Annotated in this window: 15 protein-coding genes; 2 read left to right on the forward strand and 13 right to left on the reverse strand. The window is 39.8% G+C overall.

Going from position 1 to position 21,074, the window contains the following annotated elements; genetic code table 11:
- Genes H6A61_RS08830 through H6A61_RS08850 form a run of 5 tightly spaced genes read right to left on the reverse strand, consistent with a single transcriptional unit; the run spans position 1 to position 5,358 of the window.
- Positions 1–2,478 (reverse strand): outer membrane beta-barrel family protein, encoded by a 2,478-nt coding sequence (locus H6A61_RS08830; RefSeq protein WP_204392951.1) that lies wholly within the window; start codon positions 2,476–2,478, stop codon positions 1–3.
- An 11-nt stretch (positions 2,479–2,489) separates the two neighbouring features.
- On the reverse strand, positions 2,490–3,209 hold the full coding sequence (locus H6A61_RS08835; protein ID WP_204392953.1) for a GIN domain-containing protein: 720 nt from the start codon (positions 3,207–3,209) through the stop codon (positions 2,490–2,492).
- A 43-nt stretch (positions 3,210–3,252) separates the two neighbouring features.
- Positions 3,253–3,621: a GntR family transcriptional regulator gene (locus H6A61_RS08840; protein ID WP_154044518.1), complete on the reverse strand. Its 369-nt coding sequence runs from the start codon at positions 3,619–3,621 to the stop codon at positions 3,253–3,255.
- Complete coding sequence (locus H6A61_RS08845; RefSeq protein WP_204392955.1) at positions 3,618–4,505, reverse strand: hypothetical protein; 888 nt, start codon at positions 4,503–4,505, stop codon at positions 3,618–3,620. Before H6A61_RS08845 ends, H6A61_RS08840 begins: the two co-directional genes overlap by 4 nt.
- A 16-nt stretch (positions 4,506–4,521) precedes the next feature.
- Positions 4,522–5,358 carry an ABC transporter ATP-binding protein gene (locus H6A61_RS08850; protein WP_204392974.1) on the reverse strand — a complete coding sequence of 279 codons (837 nt, stop codon included), beginning with the start codon at positions 5,356–5,358 and terminating at the stop codon, positions 4,522–4,524.
- Between the two features lie 329 nt (positions 5,359–5,687).
- Between H6A61_RS08850 and H6A61_RS08855 the strand changes: the two genes are divergently transcribed.
- Together H6A61_RS08855 and H6A61_RS08860 are read left to right on the forward strand one after the other, a co-directional pair.
- The gene (locus H6A61_RS08855; RefSeq protein WP_204392957.1) at positions 5,688–8,021 is read left to right on the forward strand and encodes a glycoside hydrolase family 127 protein; all 2,334 of its coding nucleotides are present in this window, start codon (positions 5,688–5,690) and stop codon (positions 8,019–8,021) included.
- A gap of 277 nt (positions 8,022–8,298) precedes the next feature.
- Entirely contained in the window at positions 8,299–9,423 is a 1,125-nt protein-coding gene (locus H6A61_RS08860; RefSeq protein ID WP_204392959.1) for a Fic family protein, read from the forward strand.
- Between the two features lie 523 nt (positions 9,424–9,946).
- Here H6A61_RS08860 and H6A61_RS08865 read toward each other — a convergent pair.
- From H6A61_RS08865 to H6A61_RS08900, 8 genes are all read right to left on the reverse strand, one after another.
- Positions 9,947–11,338: an ATP-binding protein gene (locus tag H6A61_RS08865; RefSeq protein ID WP_239469168.1), complete on the reverse strand. Its 1,392-nt coding sequence runs from the start codon at positions 11,336–11,338 to the stop codon at positions 9,947–9,949.
- A gap of 19 nt (positions 11,339–11,357) precedes the next feature.
- Entirely contained in the window at positions 11,358–12,881 is a 1,524-nt protein-coding gene (locus tag H6A61_RS08870) for an RNA-directed DNA polymerase (RefSeq protein WP_204392960.1), read from the reverse strand.
- Between the two features lie 1,079 nt (positions 12,882–13,960).
- Entirely contained in the window at positions 13,961–16,735 is a 2,775-nt protein-coding gene (locus tag H6A61_RS08875; protein ID WP_204392962.1) for a calcium-translocating P-type ATPase, PMCA-type, read from the reverse strand.
- Positions 16,736–16,761: 26 nt separating this feature from the next.
- Complete coding sequence (locus H6A61_RS08880) at positions 16,762–16,935, reverse strand: hypothetical protein (RefSeq protein WP_016662328.1); 174 nt, start codon at positions 16,933–16,935, stop codon at positions 16,762–16,764.
- A gap of 47 nt (positions 16,936–16,982) precedes the next feature.
- Positions 16,983–17,303 (reverse strand): hypothetical protein, encoded by a 321-nt coding sequence (locus H6A61_RS08885; RefSeq protein ID WP_204392964.1) that lies wholly within the window; start codon positions 17,301–17,303, stop codon positions 16,983–16,985.
- Positions 17,304–17,333: 30 nt separating this feature from the next.
- A complete protein-coding gene (locus H6A61_RS08890; RefSeq protein WP_204392966.1) occupies positions 17,334–18,812 on the reverse strand; it encodes a helix-hairpin-helix domain-containing protein in 1,479 nt (492 codons plus the stop codon).
- Positions 18,813–18,824: 12 nt separating this feature from the next.
- On the reverse strand, positions 18,825–20,207 hold the full coding sequence (locus H6A61_RS08895; protein ID WP_204392968.1) for a PP2C family serine/threonine-protein phosphatase: 1,383 nt from the start codon (positions 20,205–20,207) through the stop codon (positions 18,825–18,827).
- A 2-nt stretch (positions 20,208–20,209) separates the two neighbouring features.
- Positions 20,210–20,950 (reverse strand): TerY-C metal binding domain-containing protein, encoded by a 741-nt coding sequence (locus H6A61_RS08900; protein ID WP_239469169.1) that lies wholly within the window; start codon positions 20,948–20,950, stop codon positions 20,210–20,212.
- Positions 20,951–21,074 lie beyond the last annotated feature (124 nt).

Below are 21,074 nucleotides of genomic sequence, written 5' to 3' on the forward strand. Positions count from 1 at the left end.
TTACATTCCTCCCTGTCCTCCGGCAGAAGAACCACTGTTTCCTCCCGATTTAACATCATCATTGTTGATGCTTCGGCTTGTTTTCTTGACTTGGGTTTTCAGTTCACCGAATCTCCAGCTGATACCTATGGCGTAACCTAAATTATAATATTTGTTTTTACTCCATGAGCGGAATGTGTCTGTAACCGTTTCGTTTTCGTATGTATTATATTTGTTGAAGAAGTTATTTGCAGACAGTGAGACGCTCAATCTCTTATCTTTCAGGAAAGAGCGTGTCAGTCCCAGTCCGTAGTAATAATATGACGAGCCTTTACCTTGCAAAGTTATATACGGTGTACTTCCTCCTCCGTAAACACTCAGACGCAAGTCCCATGGAAGTGTCTGTTGTACGTTTCCGAACAGGTTACCGTTGAAACCGGAATTTTTTGTATCAAGCAAATCGCTGCTATAGTCCGAATAAGAGCCTGATGCGTTGATTGATATTCTGGTCTTGTTGCCCGGGTTCCAGTTCATCCACAATGACAGGCGAGTGATCTGTTTCTTGCCCGCATTCTCGTAAGTACTATTTAGGATACCGTCTTTCATGAAAGAATAATTTTCTATACCGTTGTTTGTGAATGTATAGTTCAGGTTTGCATTAATATTGAACTTTGCAGAGAAAGAACTGAATGTCAATCCAACGATATGTGCCTTTTCTGTTTTCAGGTCAGGATTACCGTAACTTACTGATGTCGGATTACTCTCGTCGCGGAAAGGGTTAAGATACCATATACCCGGACGGTTGATACGCATATTGTAATTCGCCTTCAGGGTAGATGTTGTGCCAAGCATATATGACATATTCACAGTAGGAACAACATCATCGAAACCGGCATTGAAGTTTCTTTCAGGCTGAAGGTCGTATTTCACATCCATAAAAGTATGCTCGTATCGTACACCAGCTTTGAAACCGAATTTTTTCAGCTTTAGCTGATAGTCGGCATATGTAGCTACGATGCTTTGTCCCTGGTCGAATATGCTCGACATATTGTTGTCCTGAAGCATAGAACCGTCGCTTTGCTGAATGAAATATTTACTGTCGCTCGCATTCAGTCGATAGATGTATTTCATACCGGCATCAATATAGTGCTTGTCGTTTATAGGATTAACGTAGTCTATCTGTCCGGTATGTTCCGCAGTGTGGGCGTCATTGTCAAAATACTGATTTTCCAGCGGGAAAGGAACATCTATCATATCCATATATTCCGTAGCTGACTCACTGTTGTTTGGAGAATCGTTGTATTTATACGATACTGTAAGATATTCGCCTTTGGTCTTGAAGGAATGCTGATAGTCGAAGTTGATGCCTACATTACCGAAACCGCTTGTGGATTTGTTCAGTGTATTGTATCGGTACGTCAACTCTTCCATATTGTTCAGCATGCGGTTTTCCGAGTTGCTGTTGGTCTTGAAGTTACCTCCGAACATATTTGCGGAGAATGTTATCAAGTTCAATGTGTCAATCTCATAACTACCTTCCAGATTGCCGAACTGGAAATTACCGTTGCTTTTTGAGGAACCTTCACTGTTGAGATATTTGTTTGTATCCGATGTATAGTCCTCGCGTCCGGAACTGAAGTAACTGCGTGGCTGTGTGTTATAGTTGTACGAATAATTGCCGGATATGGTAAATTTACCCACCTGAACAGTACCGTATGCATATCCGGAAAAGCCTTGATTGCTTGCCCTTCCGCCAAGTGTGACATTATATCCCTGCATCTTTGCATCCGTAGTGATGATGTTCAGAATACCTCCGATACCTTCAGCATCGTATTTTGCTCCCGGTTCTGTTATCACCTCTATTGATTTTATGCTGTTGGCAGGCATACTTCTCAATACCTCCTTCGGGTTGTTGCTCATCAGGGTGTTTGGCTTACCGTTTACGTGTACCTTGAAGCTGCTTGATCCGTTCACCTGTATATTGTCTTCTCCATCCACAGTCACCAGAGGTACTTTTTTAAGCATTTCCAGTGTGGTGTTGGTCTTTGAGTCCGGGTCGTCCTCCATGCTGTAGGTTATTTTGTCTATTTCAGCTTTCACGAGAGGTTTCTGTGCCACCACTTCCACACCTTTAAGCATTTCCGTTGCCTCGGAAGTAAATATAGTTCCGAGGTCAACAGATTTCTTGCTTGTGCTTAATGTAAAGTTTCTTTTTACGGTATTCTTTCCTACCGATGAGAGAGTTATGACGTAGTCGCCCGGCTCGGACAGTTTCTCATTGAAACGTCCCTTTTCGTCGGTGACCGAAAGTTTTACTTTTTCGTCAGGATTTGCCGCACTTGATATTCTCACAGTGGCATATGGCTCGCTTTCGTTAAGAAGTGAGTCAACTAAAGTTCCTTTCACTGAATATAAACCGCTCTGCTTTTGTGCAAACACCGTAGCGGTAGTAAGACATACGAGGATACATATAAATCCCCTTAAAACATTAGATGACATTTTTCTGGATTTTATTTTCTTACTGCTTTTGAAGCTCCACTTGTTGATACATCAGCCTTTGCTGCACCTCTGAACGAAAGTTTTGATGCTCCCGATGCTTCTCCTGTTATGTTTTTATTACATATAATTTCGGCCGTGCTGGCTCCGTTTAGATCCACATCGGCATAATCGGTATTCAGATACTCGCCGTTTGATGACAATTTTGAAGCTCCACTCACTTCTATATTGGCATTGACAGCTTTTCCGCCTATTTCGGCAGATGATGCTCCGCTGATACTTACTTCCAAAGACTGACAGTCTATGTTGGCATCAAAGTGCGATGCTCCGGATACTTCGATATCGAGTTTTTTTGCCTTAATCTCTCCGTCGGAAGTAAATGAAGAGGCGCCTCCTATTTCAATGGATTTCAGATCTTTGCTTGCCGGCACTATAGCAGTGACACTGTATGATCTTCTGAAATCCGAAGCATAAATTTCAATGCCTTCATCATCGTAGTTTACTTTTATTTTGGAAAGAATAGAAGAGTCTGCAATAATCTGAAGTGTGTCAATATCGTGTCTGTACTCCACTCTTATTGCATTTGTCACTTTTAATGATTTATATGAAGTGTTTACTTCATATGTAGAAGTGGCTTCATTTTTGCTTGCTACAGTATTGATCATGCAAGATGTGGCTGTAAAAGAAGTTACGGCACTGATTGTGAGTATTGAAAGAAAATTCTTTAGTTTCATGGCTTTATTTGTTTTAAATAATGATATTAGTTTGTGGTTTTCTTTATTTGTTATCTTTCAGAAATTGTTTGTAGAGTGCAGATATTTCCTGTGCTGATATGTCAAGAATTTTCATAGTGCGGAACATTTCCGGCAGTTCCTCGTTCAGGAATGTCTCTTTTCTGAATGAAAGAATTTTATTCTTTGCGCCTTCGCCTACGAAATACCCTATACCCCTTTTATTATATATAATTTCCATTCCTTGCAGATAGTCGTAAGTACGCATCATGGTATTTGCGTTTACTTCCACCATTGCGGCATACTCCCTTACGGACGGTATTCGTTCTTCTTCCTTGTATGTGTCATGAAGGATTTCGTCCATAATTCTGTCTGCTATCTGCAAATATATTGATTTCGATTCTTTAAATTTCATCTTCTGAACAGTTTTCTATCGGTGATTTGTGAATTTCTAAACAAATGATAACTAAGAGTCCAGTTAAAAACTGTAAGTGCCAGGAAGATAATGCTTATGGTAGAAAATATAACTTCCTCATTTATCCATGAACTTTTATCTGCCAGGTCTTCCATCCATTTTAATATATATATAAAAGTTCCTTCGTCAGATATATTGATCATCAAATATAATATAAGGAAAAATGCTGCCATACATATTCCCCATGTTTTTATGAAAGGATGTTTTCTGAAGTATGTACCACCCAAAATATAAATGGAGTGTCCCCATAAACCGTTTGAAATTAAAAACAGGTAAGGCATGAATGTTGATGATGCTCCGTATGCTTCAGGATTGATATGAATTGTATCATAAAAAGAAACTGACATTATATCAAACAGACAGAAACTGGAAAATTCTTTCGGGGCATCGAATAGCGGCAGTAAAGCAAGTCTGGTAAGTTCAGCAAAAAACAGTCCCACAAAAAATATTACAATAGAAATAATACATACATATATTGCTCTGCTTATGAACTTTTCTCCGTTTGTAGCCGGAAGCATCATATACGAGATACGTTTGTTTTTTGTATTCATCACTTCCATTATTCTTGAGGCACATACAATTAGATAGAAAAATGTCACAAAAGTTAGTATGGAATGGAATGTATTGCAGAAACCTAGATATTGTGTCTCTCCGGTTTCTCCACGATTGCTGGACAAAACTCCGTACATACCGAACAAGAAAGCCATAGCCGCACCGGAATAGCACGCTATAAGCCTGTATAGGTTGGTTTTCCAATTTTCCATCATGTCGCGTTTCATTACCGCCATGAGTCTTGTAAAACTGAAATTAATATTTGTAGTCATAACCGTTCCTCCATATTTATTTGTTGAATACTTCCTGTATCTTGTTTCTTTCAGCCAATATGGCATTGAAAAGGACTTCCAGATTCATAGGACTTTCTTCGTTGAATTTGTTTTCCATAATGATGCTGTTACCCTGTACAGACGGTTGTATGAACAGTGCCCCGTCTGTAGGTTCGTTCATGCTCTGTTCGCAGAAATAAAGCCTTTCTGTTATTTCCTTTACCGATTTGTTAAGTAGCACCTCAGTTCCGTCTATTATAGTTATGTGGTCCAGCAGTCTGTCAATATCCCTTACCTGATGTGTAGAGATTATGATAGTCTTCTCGTCTGTCATTCCCGATGCGATGACTTTTCTGAACTGGCTTTTCGACGGAATGTCCAGTCCGTTTGTAGGTTCGTCCATGAGTAGGAGAGAGGTATTTGTGGCAAGAGCGAAACACATATATGCTTTTTTCTTCTGTCCCATGGAAAGTTCGCCGAGGTTGATGTCCATTCCTAAGTCGAAATCGTTGAGGCAAGTATTCAGTGTTTCGTTACTGAAATTAGGATAGAAAGCACTGTTCAGTTTAACGAACTGTTTCATCGACAGGTTAGGTAAGTCGAACTCCTCAGGAACCAGATAAATGTCCGACAGTGTTTGAGGAAGACGTCTTCTGATGTCTATACCTTTTATCGTTACATTTCCATGAGAAGGTTTGAGCAATCCGCAGATGATATACAGCAGAGTGGATTTACCTGTTCCGTTCTTTCCCAACAGGCCTATTATTTTCCCTTTTTCTATTTCAAGATTGAAATCATTGAACACCTGTTTGTTTTTCCCGTATCCGAAACAGAGATGTTCGGCTTTAATCATTGTTGTGTCCATAATTATATTGCTTTAGTGTATTAGTTTATTAGTACACTGCAAATGTATGCTTTTTGTTTGAAATAACAATAGGTAAAATACGCCTTTAACTTCAGTTAACAATAAGGGGCAAAATAGCGCTTCTGAAAACACCCTGTCGTTTTAATCAAAACGAAAGTCCATTTCAATTGAAGCGAGCGCCCATTTTACCTTAAACGTGCGCCCGTTTTTTTCAGAGGCATAAAATCTAATATTTTAATAGTCTTATTAATGTATATTATACACTTATTTGTATCTTTGTCATCATTGAAAGTTAACTTAATAAAGTATCGAAAAACATGAGAAAACTGTATCTTTTAGGATTGTTCTTTCTCGCTTCTGTTGGTGCAGAGGCCGGGTTACCACAAAAAATCAATACATTTCCAGTTAGTGATGTAAGGCTTACATCAGGGATGTTCAAACATGCTGAAGATTTGGATATTTGTTATCTGATGGGGTTGAATCCTGACAGGCTTCTTGCTCCATATATGAAGGAAGCCGGTTTGAAACCAAAGGCAGAGAATTATCCCAATTGGGAGAATACCGGGCTTGATGGTCATATAGGCGGACATTATCTTTCCGCTTTGTCGTATATGTATGCATCTACTGGTAATGAAGAGATAGGTAAAAGGCTTGATTATTTTCTGTCGGAACTGAAACGCTGCCAGGATGCTTCCGGAAACGGTTATCTGTGCGGAGTGCCTGATGGAAAAACTATATGGAATGAAATAAAGGAAGGCAAGATCAATGCCAATCCTTTCGGGTTAAACGATAGATGGGTTCCACTCTATAACATCCATAAAATTTATGCCGGACTGAGAGATGCATATCTCGTGGCTGGTAAGGAAGAAGCTAAAGGTATGTTGGTGGCACTTACTGACTGGATGATGAATATCGTGTCCGGACTTACTGACGAGCAGATCCAGGATATGTTGAGAAGTGAGCATGGCGGATTGAACGAGGTGTTTGCCGATGTATATGCCATTACCGGTGATGAAAAATATCTGGAACTGGCCAAACGTTTCTCTCATAGATTTATTCTTGATCCGCTTGTAGAAAAAAAGGATATGCTTACCGGCAATCATGCAAATACGCAGATACCTAAAGTGATAGGTTTTAAGAGGATAGCCGATTTGGACGGCAACCAGGAATGGAGTTCTGCTTCTGAGTTTTTCTGGAATACTGTAGTGGAGAATAGAAGTGTGTCTATTGGCGGAAACAGCGTGAGAGAACATTTCCACAAGTCGGATGATTTTTCAAGCATGATGACAAGCGAGCAAGGGCCGGAAACTTGCAACACATATAATATGCTCCGATTGACTAAACTGCTTTACGGTACATCAGGAGATGTAAACTATATGGATTACTACGAACGTGCCCTGTATAATCATATATTGTCCAGTCAGAATCCTGTGCAGGGCGGTTTTGTTTATTTCACACCAATGCGTTCGGGGCATTACAGGGTTTATTCGCAGCCTCAAAACTGCTTCTGGTGCTGTGTAGGTTCAGGGATGGAGAACCACGCCAGATATGGTGAGATGATATACGCGTCGCGTGAAAATGAGCTTATTGTCAATCTGTTTATATCTTCTGTCCTCAATTGGGAAGAAACCGGCATGAGTTTCACTCAGGAAACATCTTTCCCTGAAAAAGAACAGACACGTGTTATTGTGAAGAGTGAAAAACCGCGAAAAATGAAGATAAGTTTCCGCTGTCCTGAATGGCTTGATAAAGAAAAAGTAGAATTTAAGGTAAACGGCGGAAAGATTGAGGCTGTTTTTTATGACGGATATTATACCATAAACAGAAAGTGGAAAGATGGAGATACTGTAGAAATGTCTCTGCCTATGACTTTGCGTGCTGTGCAACTTCCTGATAAATCACCGTATTATTCGTTTATGTACGGTCCTGTGGTATTGGCTGCCGATTTGGGTAAGGAAAGACTTGACGGACAATTTGCCGATGACAGCAGGGGAGGGCACGTGGCATCCGGTCCACAGCTTCCGTTGCAGAATATGCCTGTTATAGTAGGTGAAAAGAAAGACCTTCTGGCAAATCTTAAAAGAGTAAGTCCGGACAAGCTTGAATTCAGATTGTCTGGCGTATATCCTTCAAGATACGATGGAATGATATTAAAACCATTCTATAAGACTCATGAATGCAGATACATGATTTATTGGGAACTAGTTTCTGGAGATGAATTGAAACATAGACAGGCAGAACTTGCAAAACAGGAGACAGAACGGGTGAGGTTGGAAAATATCACAGCTGATATGGTGGCATGTGGAGAACAACAGCCTGAAAGTGACCATTTCATAGAAATGGAGAATTCTGAAATTGGTAGTGAACAAGGTACACCATGGCGTGAAACCAAGGGATGGTTCTCCTACAAAATGAAATCCAATGGCAAACCTGTGAATGCGGTTATGATAAACTCTTTCCCTGACGAAGCAAGAAGTGCCGAAATCCATGTAAATGGCGTGAAGATAGGTGAAATAAACGGCAGAGACTCAATTCATGTCTTGAAATTGTCTAAAGAGCTGCTTAAAAATTCGGAATGGGATGTAAAGATTATGTGTGGCAAATCTGATGTTACACCAAAATTCCGTTCTGTCAGATTGATTTTTGAATAATATAAACAATAGATAAAAAGAGAGGCGGAAGGCTGTATGCTGGTTTCTATGAACCGATGCATATGGTTTTTCTGCTTGTATCGTGGTTATTATAGGATCAACGTAAAATTTGAGGAATTCTGAAAAGTCAATGCTTATCTGCATGATGAATAGTAGTCATAAGCCATATCTAAAATGCTGATAAATATTGATTTCACTGTTTTTTGCGGATAATAAGCCGCAAATTTTGCGGTTAATTATCCGCAAAACTGTATATTTGCAGAAAACAGTGATGCCTATGTATATACATGAACATAAAGAATGGTCTTCCTTTTCGTGGAACAAGGAACTTGTCGGTGAGAAACTGAACAAGGTAAATAAGGCTGTCGGTTATCTGATGGGACGCCTTAGTGTAATCGGTTTTAACGACAAGATGTCTGCCGTAGTTGAATCCATCTCTCATGACATCATTGCATCATCAGAAATTGAAGGAGTGGAATTGAACAATGAACAGGTACGTTCATCTGTAGCCCGCAAACTCGGAGTACAACTGCCGAATCCGACCGAATCTTCACGATATATAGACGGAGTAGTGGAAATGGCACTTGATGCAACAGTCAATTTCAACAGTCCGCTTACCCATGAAAGACTCTTCGGCTGGCACAACTGCCTGTTTCCTACCGGATGGAGCGGTCCAACGAAAATAGATGTAGCCCGATACCGCAGTGGAGAGATGAAAGTTATTTCTGGAATGTTCGGTCGGGAAAAGGTACATTATGTAGCGCCAGCTCCTGAAAGAATAGACGAAGAAATGAATCGGTTTCTGGACTGGTTCAATTCAGATGCACATAACGGCTATTTAAAATCGGCAATAGCCCATTTGTGGTTTGTCTGCATCCATCCTTTCGATGACGGAAACGGACGAATCGGACGAGCCATTGCTGATATGGCACTTTCACAGGCCGAAAACTCAAAGATGCGTTTCTTCAGTATCTCCCACCTGATAAACAAAGATAAAAAACAATATTACGACATATTGGAGAAAACACAGAAGGGAGATTGCGAGATTACTGAATGGATCATCTGGTATCTTGACTGTCTGCTCCGTTCCGTCGAGCAATCCGACGAAACATTGTCAAAGGTTCTTAACAAGGCCATATTCTGGCAAACCCATGCCGAAACAGTCCTGTCCGAACGACAACGCGAAGTCTTGAATTTATATTTGGACGGTTATCCCGGCAAACTGACGGCTAAGAACTGGGCAAAACGTGTAAAGGTATCAACAGATACAGCAACACGCGATATAAAAGATTTGGTAGAGAAAGGTATTCTGATACCTCAACAGGGGAGGGTTCGTGACGTATTCTACGGAATACGGTGCAGTGACTCTATCCTAGTTATTCCTTTACCAGAAGATTTATAATTGTGCTTTATGCAAGCAGAAAGGCTGTGTTACAGTTTTGAAGAACATATGCCATACAGCCTTTCTACCTTTCTTTTATTTACTACTCATATTTATGTTCTCCTCTATGCTAAAATAAAGAACTTTCGTTCACAATTCAGGGGAGTTAAGGCTTACTTTCTGTTCAGACTATCGAAAATTTATGCTTAATTTCAGAATCCCTTAGGTTTTTACGTTGATCCGATATTTTGCCGTTTTTTGCGTGTCGGGGGAAAACAAAAAATCCCGATTTCGCTTGGAAATCAGGATTTTACTGTTTTTGGTTTTTCTTCGAAGTGGTGCCACCAGGAATCGAACTATTGATTCAAGTGACTGAATATCTTTGATTTATCTTTCTGCAAGTAGCGTAATCTCCCGCTATTGCTCCACCGGATTGTTGCAGCGTTCTGCGTCAGGTTGCGTGGAGGTTTCCTTTATCGATTACAAATATACAGCTTTCTTTTGAATGTCAGGCATGTAATCATGAAAACTTCTCTACCTTGGTTCAAAATCCTTTTTGGACTTCCCAATAACCGCCTTTATTCGGACCGACATGTTTTATAATCCCTTTTTCTTGAAGTGAAGCCAACCGACGCTTTACGCTGCTTTCGTGTATACCTAAGCGACTTACCATTTCTTTTCTTTGTATATAAGGATTCTCTTTGATTAGTTCAAGAATAACGTTTTCTTGCTTTTGCTGGTCGGTTTCTGGTCGATTTCTGGTCGTTTCTGGGTCGTTTTTCTGGGTCGTTTCTGGGTCGCCCTTTTGGGTCGTAGCCCTTTCCGGGTACTCAAACTTAAAGGTTGTCCATATACCTGAAGCATCATAGCGGAACTCCGGCGTGGAGAATCCGTCATTCTTACATGCCGTGATGATACGCTCGATGCCACGTCCCCATGCCTCAATCTCACCAGCACGGAAAAAGGTGTTGGCAATATCAGGGTTGTAAGGCATACTTCGATGCGAAGACAATAAGGTTTCCACCGTCCACCCTTCGGGCAATACCCCACCGTTTATTATCTCCAACTTATTCTCATACACGCGGATTTGGATGGGAGAAGGTTCTGCATAGTCTTTGTTGATACAGGCATTTAATAATGCCTCACGCAGAGCCTCACGGGGCATAGGCAATGTTTCTATCCGTTGGATGCCCTCGTAGGTAATGATGGCTTTCATGTATTTGGTACATAGCAAGTCCATCAGTTTCACAATTTGCTGGAACAGATTACCATGTACTTCGTCTTGATACACCAAATCCATGCCTTCGCGGAAGAAGCCGACCTTTACAAATGCCCCGGTCACATATTGTTCCGGGTCGGGATGGAACAACAAAGCGGCAGCACGTTTCAAGTAACTACCCTCATAAAGCCGGAGTTTCTCCAATAATCCGTGATTGTCGTCCATTAAGTCCGCTTCCTCCATACGTCCGCTCCGTTTGGCATACTTGCGGAACAAATCGAATGTGGCATTATCCAAGTCTTCCGCTTTCAGATAAGGTACTGGCACACCATCCCACGTTTTTCCTTGCTTGCGAAGCATGAAACGGTCAAGTGCAGCCCCTTTCAGTTCCTGATTGGTTGCACCGCTTCGCTGGTAATACTTTCCACGAAAGCTGATTGGATAAGGATAGGCATCCGTCACAATCTCCAGATATTGCTTTTCGTCTTTTTCTCTCAAATTGACATCCACCAAGATGCCCATCATGTCACGCACCTTGTTCGGAATATCCTCCATCAACTTCTTGGCATCCTGTACACCGCACACTTCACCATTGTCACGCAGACCTATATACAGCGTACCGCCTTGTGCATTGGCAAAACCACAAATCCATTTCTGGTATTCGTCGCGCCATGATTCTTTGAACTCTATGTTTTGGGATTCAGTGAGCATAGTCATGCTTTTGCAAATTATAATGTTATTTAAACTCAGGTTTAACAAATGAAATCCTATTATTCTTTAAACATTTATAGTCACCTGTTAAATCATCTTTGGGCAATGCTTCGTATAAAAATAGCCAATATCTATCAATGTCATTCAATAAACTTCTAGCATGTTCTTTCAGTAGTTTTTTAGCATCTTTATTTCTATCCTTTTTGACTTTCAAAAAAGATAATAGCATAAAAAGACTATCCTCTGTTCTAATCGAATCCTCTTCCATCATTTTGTTCAGCTTAAAATCATATTTCAATGACCAATATATAGAAAAACTACATGCCTCATATATATGCCTTTTTATTCCTATGTCATATAAATCATGGGCAATTAACGATATACTTTCTTGAGAAATGTCAAAAATATCAAACACAAAATTTTCCATCCAATGCACCAAATAAGGATAAAAACAAATTAATTGATGCAATGTGTTTATATAGTAATATTTTGCTTTCTTTCCCAAATGACAATTCGCTATTATTTTTATCGCATAAGTAAAAACTGCACAATTATTTGTTTCCATTGCTAATTTAATTGCTAAATCCAAATACAATTTTAATCGCTGATATTTAAAAATAAGTTTTCCGTTTTCTGTGTAAGTATCACCTTTAATAAATTCATTTAGCGCACGTATCCAATCGATATCAGAAGGCAATGGAAGTTTTAATATTTTAGTTTTCTTAGTATTAATGTTTAGTTCAAACTTTTTCAATTCTTCAGATAAGTCTAACAGAAAACACTCTGCTTCCTCTTCTGATTTCACAAAACAGCAAAAATCATCTATGTTACGAATGTATTTGTATCCTTTTTTGACTAATTCATTGTCGATATTGCACAGAATTATTTCTGAAAGTAAATTGGATGCATGTGGTCCTATGAGCAAACCATTTGTTTCTCCATTTTTTGTGTTACGACATGTAGTATCTAGTTCGTTATACCATATATTTACATTTGATTTATTCTTTTTTGCTTCATCTTTTCCTACAAGTGCCCATGATAAGGAGTGGGTGTAAATACTAGGGAAACACGAAGAAATGTCAGCTTCAACCTTGAATCGCTTTAAAATTGACAACTTACTAAGTTCAACATCCAATAAACTGTCTTTATCACAGTACGAATGACTCATTTCAAAAAGGAAGTTCTTATGTTTCAATTTTTGAATATGTATTTGACTGTATTTATAGCTTTGATTGCTAGTCTTTTCTTGAAATAAGTTGCATATTTTATTCCAATTATCATATATGCATTTGCACTGATACATATAACTAAATGGAGTGGGAATAGACAACAGGCGTGGTATGTTTGTATTTCTAGTGCTATTATAGCGAATATAATCAGTAGGATTCTTGGAGAATCCTTCAAACTTTCTCTTTTTACAATATGCGTAGAAAGACTCACATGAGAATATGGGAGGTAATTTATCTGCAAAGAGTCCATACTCTAAAAGACCTTTTAAAAGCTCCTCTGAGGATATCTCAGACATATATTCATAATACTTTTTGCTCATTCTATTTTGAAATATAATTTGTATAATCTTTTTATAGCATCTTTACTATTGTATCCATCAATCTATCAAAGCGGAAGATTGATGATGTTGGAGAAGACGTTTTGTTTCTTCTTATTCCATTAGAACAAGAAATTAACAAAGGCTATTAACTTGACTGGTAACAGCATAGAAACCAGCAAGCTTTCTATCTTGTAATGTCCTGTATCAATCAAAAGAACGCTATTCTTATTTGCAAAAATAACATATTTCACTTGTAATGCCAAAGGTAATACCTTGAAAGATAGAGAAAATAGAACTTCCAAATACAATTCTAGCCTTGCCAATTAGAAATAGTATCCTATTTTACTTCAACAATGAAACTCCGTAGCATCAGCGGTGATATTGTTCTACAATTAACAATATAAGCAATTCAACACAAGCTCATTGCTGCATATATCGTTTTTTTTATAAAAATAGCGTACCAACAATTTGTGGTATCTCACATTCACATATTTGAATTGGTAAACTGTTGTTGAACCCTTTATATGATGTTGTGCTGAAGTATAACAGTACGACAATACAACAGTAAACCATCGGTGTTTCACTGGATTACTCCCGTCCAACTGCGTTTTAATCCAAGTATTCTGGAAATGGTGCAATTCTAGCGATAAATGGCATTGATTGACAGTCCAGTCTGCAATTTTGGTAAGACCAAAGTTCAGGTTTGTCTGTTCCAAACCCTCTAAGCAACTATTTGGGTTGTACCCGTTCGCAGTTCCTATTCTTCTTTTGGGTAGTTTGGGCACCGGGAAACGATGCTTTGAGGGTAAGAATTACTGTGTAAATTCCAATCCGTTTGCTGACGGATTACTGATTTCACGAGAAATCAGCAAGGTGTCCTTCAGGTTACCCGAAGGCTTTTCGGTTACTGTCGAAAAGGCAGCAGCAAGGTATGTTTTGAGTTACTCAAAACTTTGCGGGTTACTCCCGAAAACCTTGCCGCTGGTTACCGCTCCGAAGTCGGGCAACCCTGTATTAATGAAAAAGAGGATATAGGTTTATTCCTCATATCCTCTTTGCTTGCTTTTCTGAAAAACACCTTATCCCCTCTTGGTTAGCAAATGCCACAACTCTCTTGCCCAGAGAACTAGTGAGGAAAGAACAACTATTATTACCCAGTCCATCAATTTCATCGGAGTACAGTTAAAGAAATCATAAAGACCTTCAACTATCACAACCTGTCCTATGAAAATAATAGCAACAATAGTAAAGAACTCTTTACTCATCTTGAGTTGGAAAAAACTTTTTCCTGTTTCAAATGAACGAGTATTGAACATATACCAAAGGTGCGTCCATACAAATATTGAAAACAATAGAGTCTGTTCGTATGGTGACAATCCATTGGCTTCACCGAGCTTGCAATGCAACAGGTCTGTCATTTGCGTGATTTCAGTGTGCTGGAATATATAAAGGAACACAACAAGCAGCAAGAAGAAAAATCCGCCAACACCGAGAATGTCTTTCATCATAGGTTTTGTAAGGATGAAGGCTTTACGGTCACGAGGTTTGTCTTTCATTACAGATTGTGAAGGTGGTAATGAGGCAAGAGCCATAGCACCGAATGTATCCATTATCAAGTTCACCCATAGCATTTGCGTCACGGTCAACGGAGATTCTGTTCCCATGAACGCACCCACCAACACGATAAAACATGCAGCTACATTGACCGTAAGTTGGAACAATAAGAAACGCTGAATGTTTTGATAAAGCGAGCGCCCCCACATTACTGCACGACAAATACTGCTGAATGAGTTATCTATAATGGTAATGTCCGAGGCTTCTTTGGCTACGGAAGTGCCGTCACCCATTGACAAGCCCACATGAGCCGCTTTGAGTGCAGGAGCATCATTCGTACCGTCACCTGTCACTGCTACCACTTGATTGTTTCTTTGCAAGGATTCAACCAAACGTTTCTTATCCATTGGACGGGCACGAGCGATAATTTTCAATCCAAGCACTTTCTTATCAAGTTCGTCATCTGAAAGTTTCTCAAACTCCGCTCCTGTTATTATTGCACTGTCACTATCCTTTTTAGTCCAAAGTCCGATTTGTCGTCCTATTTCTTTGGCAGTTCCGGGAGTATCTCCTGTTACAATTTTCACATTAATGCCTGCAGCCATACACTTTTGCACGGCTGCTGGAACATCTTTACGGACAGGGTCAGCAATGGCAACAATCCCCATGAAAGTAAGGTTTTCAGCAATCACTTTACCATCTGCGATAGCCATATCGCTGTCATTCAATACTTGATATGCAAAACCTAAAGTGCGCATTGCACGATTTTGATAGTCTGTCAGTTGTTTGTCAATATCGGCAATATTTACGTTCTTGTCGATTTGCTTGCAGAGGGAACGGATTATTTCGGGAGCACCTTTGACATAGAGAATTTTCTTCCCTTCCAGTTGGGCGGACTCAACAACTGTAGCCATATATTTCCTTTCTGTAGAAAAAGGCAATTCTTCCACTACATTGGCATCTTCTTTCAGATTGCGGTAATCAATGCCATTATTTCTAAGCCATAAAAGCAATGCTCCCTCTGTGGGATTTCCCAATACCTCAGGCTTGTCGGGATTGCTTAAATCCAATGATGCCGTAGAATTAAGAGCAATGCCTTCTTTGATTAAACGGCTTGTTTCATCTGTACCCAATACTTGATTAGACAAACCGTAGAATTGGGTTTCCTCAACGCTCATCTGATTTTGGGTCAGTGTTCCGGTTTTATCTGTGCAAATAACAGTCGTGGCTCCCATCGTTTCACATGCGTGCATCTTGCGTACAAGATTGTTCGTTTTCAACATCCTACGCATACTATATGCAAGGCTAAGCGTGACAGCCATAGGCAATCCTTCTGGAACAGCAACGACAATTAAAGTGACGGCTATCATTAATGTCTGGAGTACATATGCCGTAATATGTGCCCATTCCATTGAGTTGTCTCCCAAAAAGTAAATCAGCAAACGCCCTACGACTACTAATGCCGCAAATCCATAACTTAATTTTGTTATCAGGTCACTTAACCCATCCAATTGTTCATTGAGTGGCGTCTTCTTATCTTTGCCTATTTTAGAATTCTTTTCAAGCCGTTTTTTCTTTTTTTGTTCTTCAGAAAGTTCGTCATCTGCGATATCATCATCAACTTCCACTCCAACTAATGACTGTAGAAGTTTACCATTTTCCGTTTTATCACCTACTGACGCAACCCTATAAACAGCATGACCTTCTAATACCTTTGTTCCTTTAAGAACGTGATTGGTAGGATATGTCGCTTCTGGGTCAAAATCCTTTTCATCAACACTCTTATGGCACATCGGTTCTCCCGTAAGCGTGGATTCATCTACATTCAGACTAACACATTCCAGCAGTTCACCATCAGCAGGAACTTCTGCACCAGTATTAATAATGACAATATCCCCAACAACCACATCTTTCTTGGGGATTTGAGTTGCATTGCCGTTTCGTATGACTTCAACCAGTTCGTCATCATTCACTTGGTTTAATATGGCAAACTCTTTATCCGCCTTTAATTCAAAATAGAAAGCTAACCCGGTAGCAAGTAAAATTGCCACAAAAATACCAATGGGTTCAAAGAACACAGTAAAACCTTCATTGAGTCCGAAATACTCGTAAAATGAAATTCCAATGGACAAAACACCCGCTATCATTAGGATGATGATAAGAGGGTCTGTGAATTTCTCCAAGAATTGTTTCCACAATGGCTCTTTCTCTGGTGGAGTAAGGATGTTTACTCCATACTTTTTACGGCTCTCCAAGACTTCTGCATCTGTCAAGCCAATGTAATGTTTTTTCTGTTGCATATACTGAAAAACTTATTGATTAATAATTATTTGCCAAATAGAACTTTAAGTAGAGCTTTTCCCAATTTACGCTCCAATCCAGCCTTGGATGTTGGTATCCCGGTTTGACGGGCAAATTTCTGTTTAGCCTGTGTTATGCCCAACGCACGTTTCCAAGAAAAACTTACTCCTGGTATTCTTACGATTTTCTTCTTTGCCATATAATTTTGTTCTGATTTAATCAGTTTGATTGATACAGTCAATGTTTTCACAAAACAACCAATATCATAAGTGTAAAAATGATGCAGACAATCAATGGAGTGTCAAGCTGTAAACGCTGTCCTAATTGTATTTTTGGAATAAACCCTAAGACGTTTTGTAATCTCATGAATATTCTTTCTGTTATGCCAAAAGCCTTTTGATATTTAGGGAATAGCTGTTGCTTAAAGGGTGCTATTTTCCAATAGAGTATGAGCATAACTAGAAATATGGCGCATAATAATTTTAGTCCGATAATCCAATTACCTCTTGTCAACGTACCTAATAAAATTAATGCAATACCAATTAGCAGAGCTATTGATTTTTTCATTTTGCTTTATATCTAATGGTTATTATCGTTCTAATTGTTAACAAGTTGAACGACAATGAGTCGTCCTCCCTGTCCTTTGTCAAGCAATATCTGCCTACCTTCTGTAAGCGGCACATATTCGCCTATAGCGATAGGCTTCTTTTCCGTAACATCCATCATATCCGGAAGATTGCGATTTATCAGAATCCACTGATTATTGAAGAAGTGAAAGTCTCCAACAGGTTTTTTATCAGCTTCAGATGTCCGTTCACTTGGAGATACTAAATTATTTGCGTGCCATTTATATAGAGTTTGCTTGTCATATACCATCAAACGATAATTTTCCGATATGAATTTGCCATGTGAGGGAGCATAATAAAAATTCAATATCGGCAATTGTCCGTGATATGGCTGGCCACAAAACGGGCATTTAGGCTTGGTAGTGTTATCAAATACAAACCACTTGGCTTCACAATTAGGATTCTGACATGGCTGTACCAAATCGGTTGTCTTGACCAAGGCATCTTCCCATTCCGCTGCACTCGGACGCTTTGACGGGTCGTGCAAACCTTCTACGAAAGCACGGTCAAACAATTTCTTCAGATACGGACCACAAATAGTATATGGCATCTTTGCCGGGTCGCCTTGTGGCAACTCGGCAGGGGATAGTTGCTGGGCTTTAACCCTGTTGGACTTGTCTGTTGGATTCTCAATAAACAAGGCTTTTGCCCCCATAGACAATTCTTCATCACGTCCGCTGTCGTTGACATCATTCACCTTGCCGCCTCTTAATGGATGCCGATTAAGCAGGTACATATATATCAGGACAGCCAATGCATGACGGTCTGTATAGATACTCGGTAGTTTCCTTTGTTTATCATCTAATGCAAGATGCTTGGTTTCAATGACTTCAGGAGCAATGAAATCTGGCGTACCTATAACCTCAGGAGGGAATTTGCCCGGAACAACTAAACTGTCATCATCAATGATACACGCACTTCCTGTAATCGGGTCAACCAGTATATTCTTGTAGGACAAATCCGAATGCGCCAATCCTGCCGCATGGAGTCGTCGGACTGCACGTGCTATCTTGATACACATATGAAGGTTTGTCAGCCAATTCCCTTTTTGGTCAGCAGGCAAGAATTTGTTACGCAATTTAGCGGAAGCAAACCATTTTCCCTCTTTTTCTTTGCCTTTGAATGGTCCTGATGAGAAGAAGAACCTTTTGTCATAAAATGGCATTACGATGCCTGTCTTTCCATTCCATTCTACCATTTTTGTAGGCCATGCAAACAGATTTTTCCAATAATTTCCCTCTGGAGTATCGAAAATCCGCTGGCGATAGATACCAACAATATTGGTGATACGCTCCCTGTCATTAGCATTGATTGGCTTGCGATAGAAAGCGACAACATAGGTTTTGTCAGGGCTGAAATATACATCCTTAACCCCACCTTGAGCTTTTATTTCATCATAAAACTCAACGATACTTCCGTCATTTGCTGTCAGAGTTATTTTATTTGCCATTATGCTTTACTTTTAGTACAATATTGCAATGGTTCTATCGTCATGATTTCCCGGAGACCAAAAGTCCAACCAGTTCAACAGTTGGCTTGCCGCTTCCTCATTATCATCCGTTAATTCTACTCCATTCTCTTTGAGGTCAGCCCATAATTCATTCCACTTATCATAAGACTTCAGATTAGCGTCGGTTTCAAACTTGGGATCGCTAACGCCATCCGTCATAAGGAATAAAGCTGTAAAGTCCGGAACAATCCGGCAATTCATTCTTTGGTAGAATTTATTGGAATCCGAAAATATCTCAGGCATTGTAAGGAAACGTGTTTGCCCGGCATATTCCCCCTCATCAGGCATACCGAGCATCATCGCAGTTTCATTATCTTGGTTGTAAAGACATATCGCCCCATCGCCGACCCAGAATGAGGCAACAAACCAACCAAAATCATATTTTTTGCAGATAGCCAGTAACAATGTTGTAGAGTATTCCTTGGTCTTGCGACCTTTTTGTTGAGCCTCTGCCGCTATTGCCTTATGCGCTTTTAAGGCGGCATTACCTACGATTTTGTATATATCCGCACTAATAGCCTTACCTGCCGCTTCCGATTTTTGGTCAAGATGATAGAGATTGATGTCATCATCAAAATTTTCAGAATCAGCCAATTGTCCTTTACAATGATCAACTGCTACATTGCAAGCTATTCTTGAACCTTCACGGGAATAGGGTGCAGACCCCGCTCCATCGGCCACGGCAATGACATACCAATTCGTTTTTTCGTCATGATACAAACGGAAATCGTCATCACGTGGCTTACCTTCTTGTGCATGTGAACGGCCTCTTTTGCTTGCAGCCACAATATCTTTTTGGGGAGTTCCATCGGAAAGTGCAGCAACTTTTACATATTCTTTTGCAGCATTATCTTTCGGATACTCCATATCTTCGGGTACAGGAATATCTTTCCATAAATCCCTTGGGTCTGGATTGATGATAATTTGTAACATACGTTCCAGATAAGGACGCTCAACAGATAAACCACGATATTTGTATCTTAGCGTGACATCAAAAGTTCCACTTTCTTTGGGAGTTCCACTTATCTTAAAGGATTTGCCATCCTCCTGCTTTTCAATTTTAAGCCCTTGCACTTCTTCTGTGAGACCGGATAATGTTATGTCAGTCATTTCTTCGCACGGTATTGACACAATCGCATTATACGGCTTTCTGATAGACGCATTAGGTATGACGATAGGCAGTTCTTTTACCTTGTTCTCTATCACAACAATTTCATTCATAAGATATTCATTATATTCAGCCCACAGCTTGTTAGCATAATATTTGATGAAGCCACTCATGCGTTCATCAGATTCTCCATTGCTTAGGAGGTCTATTGCTTTTTCTATGTTCATAATCAACCTCTTCCCCGTGTTATATCCAAACCACCATCACCAATAGCTCCTAATGAGCCTTCTATTCCACACCACGGACAAGCAGTAGTTTGACCGTCTGAACACATAATGTTGCCACATTCGCATACGACTACGCCGAATTGATTGCCACAACAAGGACAGGTGGGTACTCCTATCAAAGACATGGTGTTGATGTTGCGGTTGGACTTGCCATCGCTTAATTCTTCATAAGCCTTATCGTCAATTGGATAAGCCCCCACAAGTTTGTAGTCTATACCTTTTACGTCAAGTTGCTCTAAGCCGGGAATTTTACCTATCCGCTTGGCGTATTTAATAAGGTATTTCTTTTTTGTATTTGAACATTTGCCGAGCAGTACGACAAAGTTCTCATCCACAGTGCAGTCTTTAGTCGTATCCACCTTTTCAAGGTCAATTCCCGATGTGGAAGCAAGTTGTATTTCATCAGTTCCCATATCGGTAACAGAAACACTTGTTGACTTGATTGAAGCCGTAACCCATTTGAAAAAGGCCTTGAAGGATTGTTCCCCTGTATTATTCAGTCTCAACACATTGTCTGAGATTTTCCCAAGCATTTTAGTATCAGTATTGTCACCGATTGAGATACATACCAAATTCGCTTTTCTCTTATAATGTGCGTTCCATCGGTTGAAGGCTTGCTGTGGATTGTCGGTTGGCATCCCGTCAGTAAAAAGGAAAATGATAGGCTTCCAATCGCCTTTCATTTCAACAGTTGTTTTGGGACAGTAGAAATTTAGTGGGGATAACCATACAACTTAGCAATTCTGAAGAGAAAGAACTTTTTATCCGTTACTCCATGCAGATTGGCTCTGAATAGTTTGATTTTAG

It is taken from the genome of Bacteroides caecigallinarum (assembly GCF_016901995.1).
Lineage (GTDB): Bacteria > Bacteroidota > Bacteroidia > Bacteroidales > Bacteroidaceae > Phocaeicola > Phocaeicola cellulolyticus.

Coding starts and splice junctions, on each gene's coding strand:
- H6A61_RS08830 (WP_204392951.1), bottom strand. CDS start 2,478: ATGTCATCTAATGTTTTAAGGGGATTTATATGTATCCTCGTATGTCTT.
- H6A61_RS08835 (WP_204392953.1), bottom strand. CDS start 3,209: ATGAAACTAAAGAATTTTCTTTCAATACTCACAATCAGTGCCGTAACT.
- H6A61_RS08840 (WP_154044518.1), bottom strand. CDS start 3,621: ATGAAATTTAAAGAATCGAAATCAATATATTTGCAGATAGCAGACAGA.
- H6A61_RS08845 (WP_204392955.1), bottom strand. CDS start 4,505: ATGACTACAAATATTAATTTCAGTTTTACAAGACTCATGGCGGTAATG.
- H6A61_RS08850 (WP_204392974.1), bottom strand. CDS start 5,358: ATGATTAAAGCCGAACATCTCTGTTTCGGATACGGGAAAAACAAACAG.
- H6A61_RS08855 (WP_204392957.1), top strand. CDS start 5,688: ATGAGAAAACTGTATCTTTTAGGATTGTTCTTTCTCGCTTCTGTTGGT.
- H6A61_RS08860 (WP_204392959.1), top strand. CDS start 8,299: ATGTATATACATGAACATAAAGAATGGTCTTCCTTTTCGTGGAACAAG.
- H6A61_RS08865 (WP_239469168.1), bottom strand. CDS start 11,338: ATGACTATGCTCACTGAATCCCAAAACATAGAGTTCAAAGAATCATGG.
- H6A61_RS08870 (WP_204392960.1), bottom strand. CDS start 12,881: ATGAGCAAAAAGTATTATGAATATATGTCTGAGATATCCTCAGAGGAG.
- H6A61_RS08875 (WP_204392962.1), bottom strand. CDS start 16,735: ATGCAACAGAAAAAACATTACATTGGCTTGACAGATGCAGAAGTCTTG.
- H6A61_RS08880 (WP_016662328.1), bottom strand. CDS start 16,935: ATGGCAAAGAAGAAAATCGTAAGAATACCAGGAGTAAGTTTTTCTTGG.
- H6A61_RS08885 (WP_204392964.1), bottom strand. CDS start 17,303: ATGAAAAAATCAATAGCTCTGCTAATTGGTATTGCATTAATTTTATTA.
- H6A61_RS08890 (WP_204392966.1), bottom strand. CDS start 18,812: ATGGCAAATAAAATAACTCTGACAGCAAATGACGGAAGTATCGTTGAG.
- H6A61_RS08895 (WP_204392968.1), bottom strand. CDS start 20,207: ATGAACATAGAAAAAGCAATAGACCTCCTAAGCAATGGAGAATCTGAT.
- H6A61_RS08900 (WP_239469169.1), bottom strand. CDS start 20,950: ATGAAAGGCGATTGGAAGCCTATCATTTTCCTTTTTACTGACGGGATG.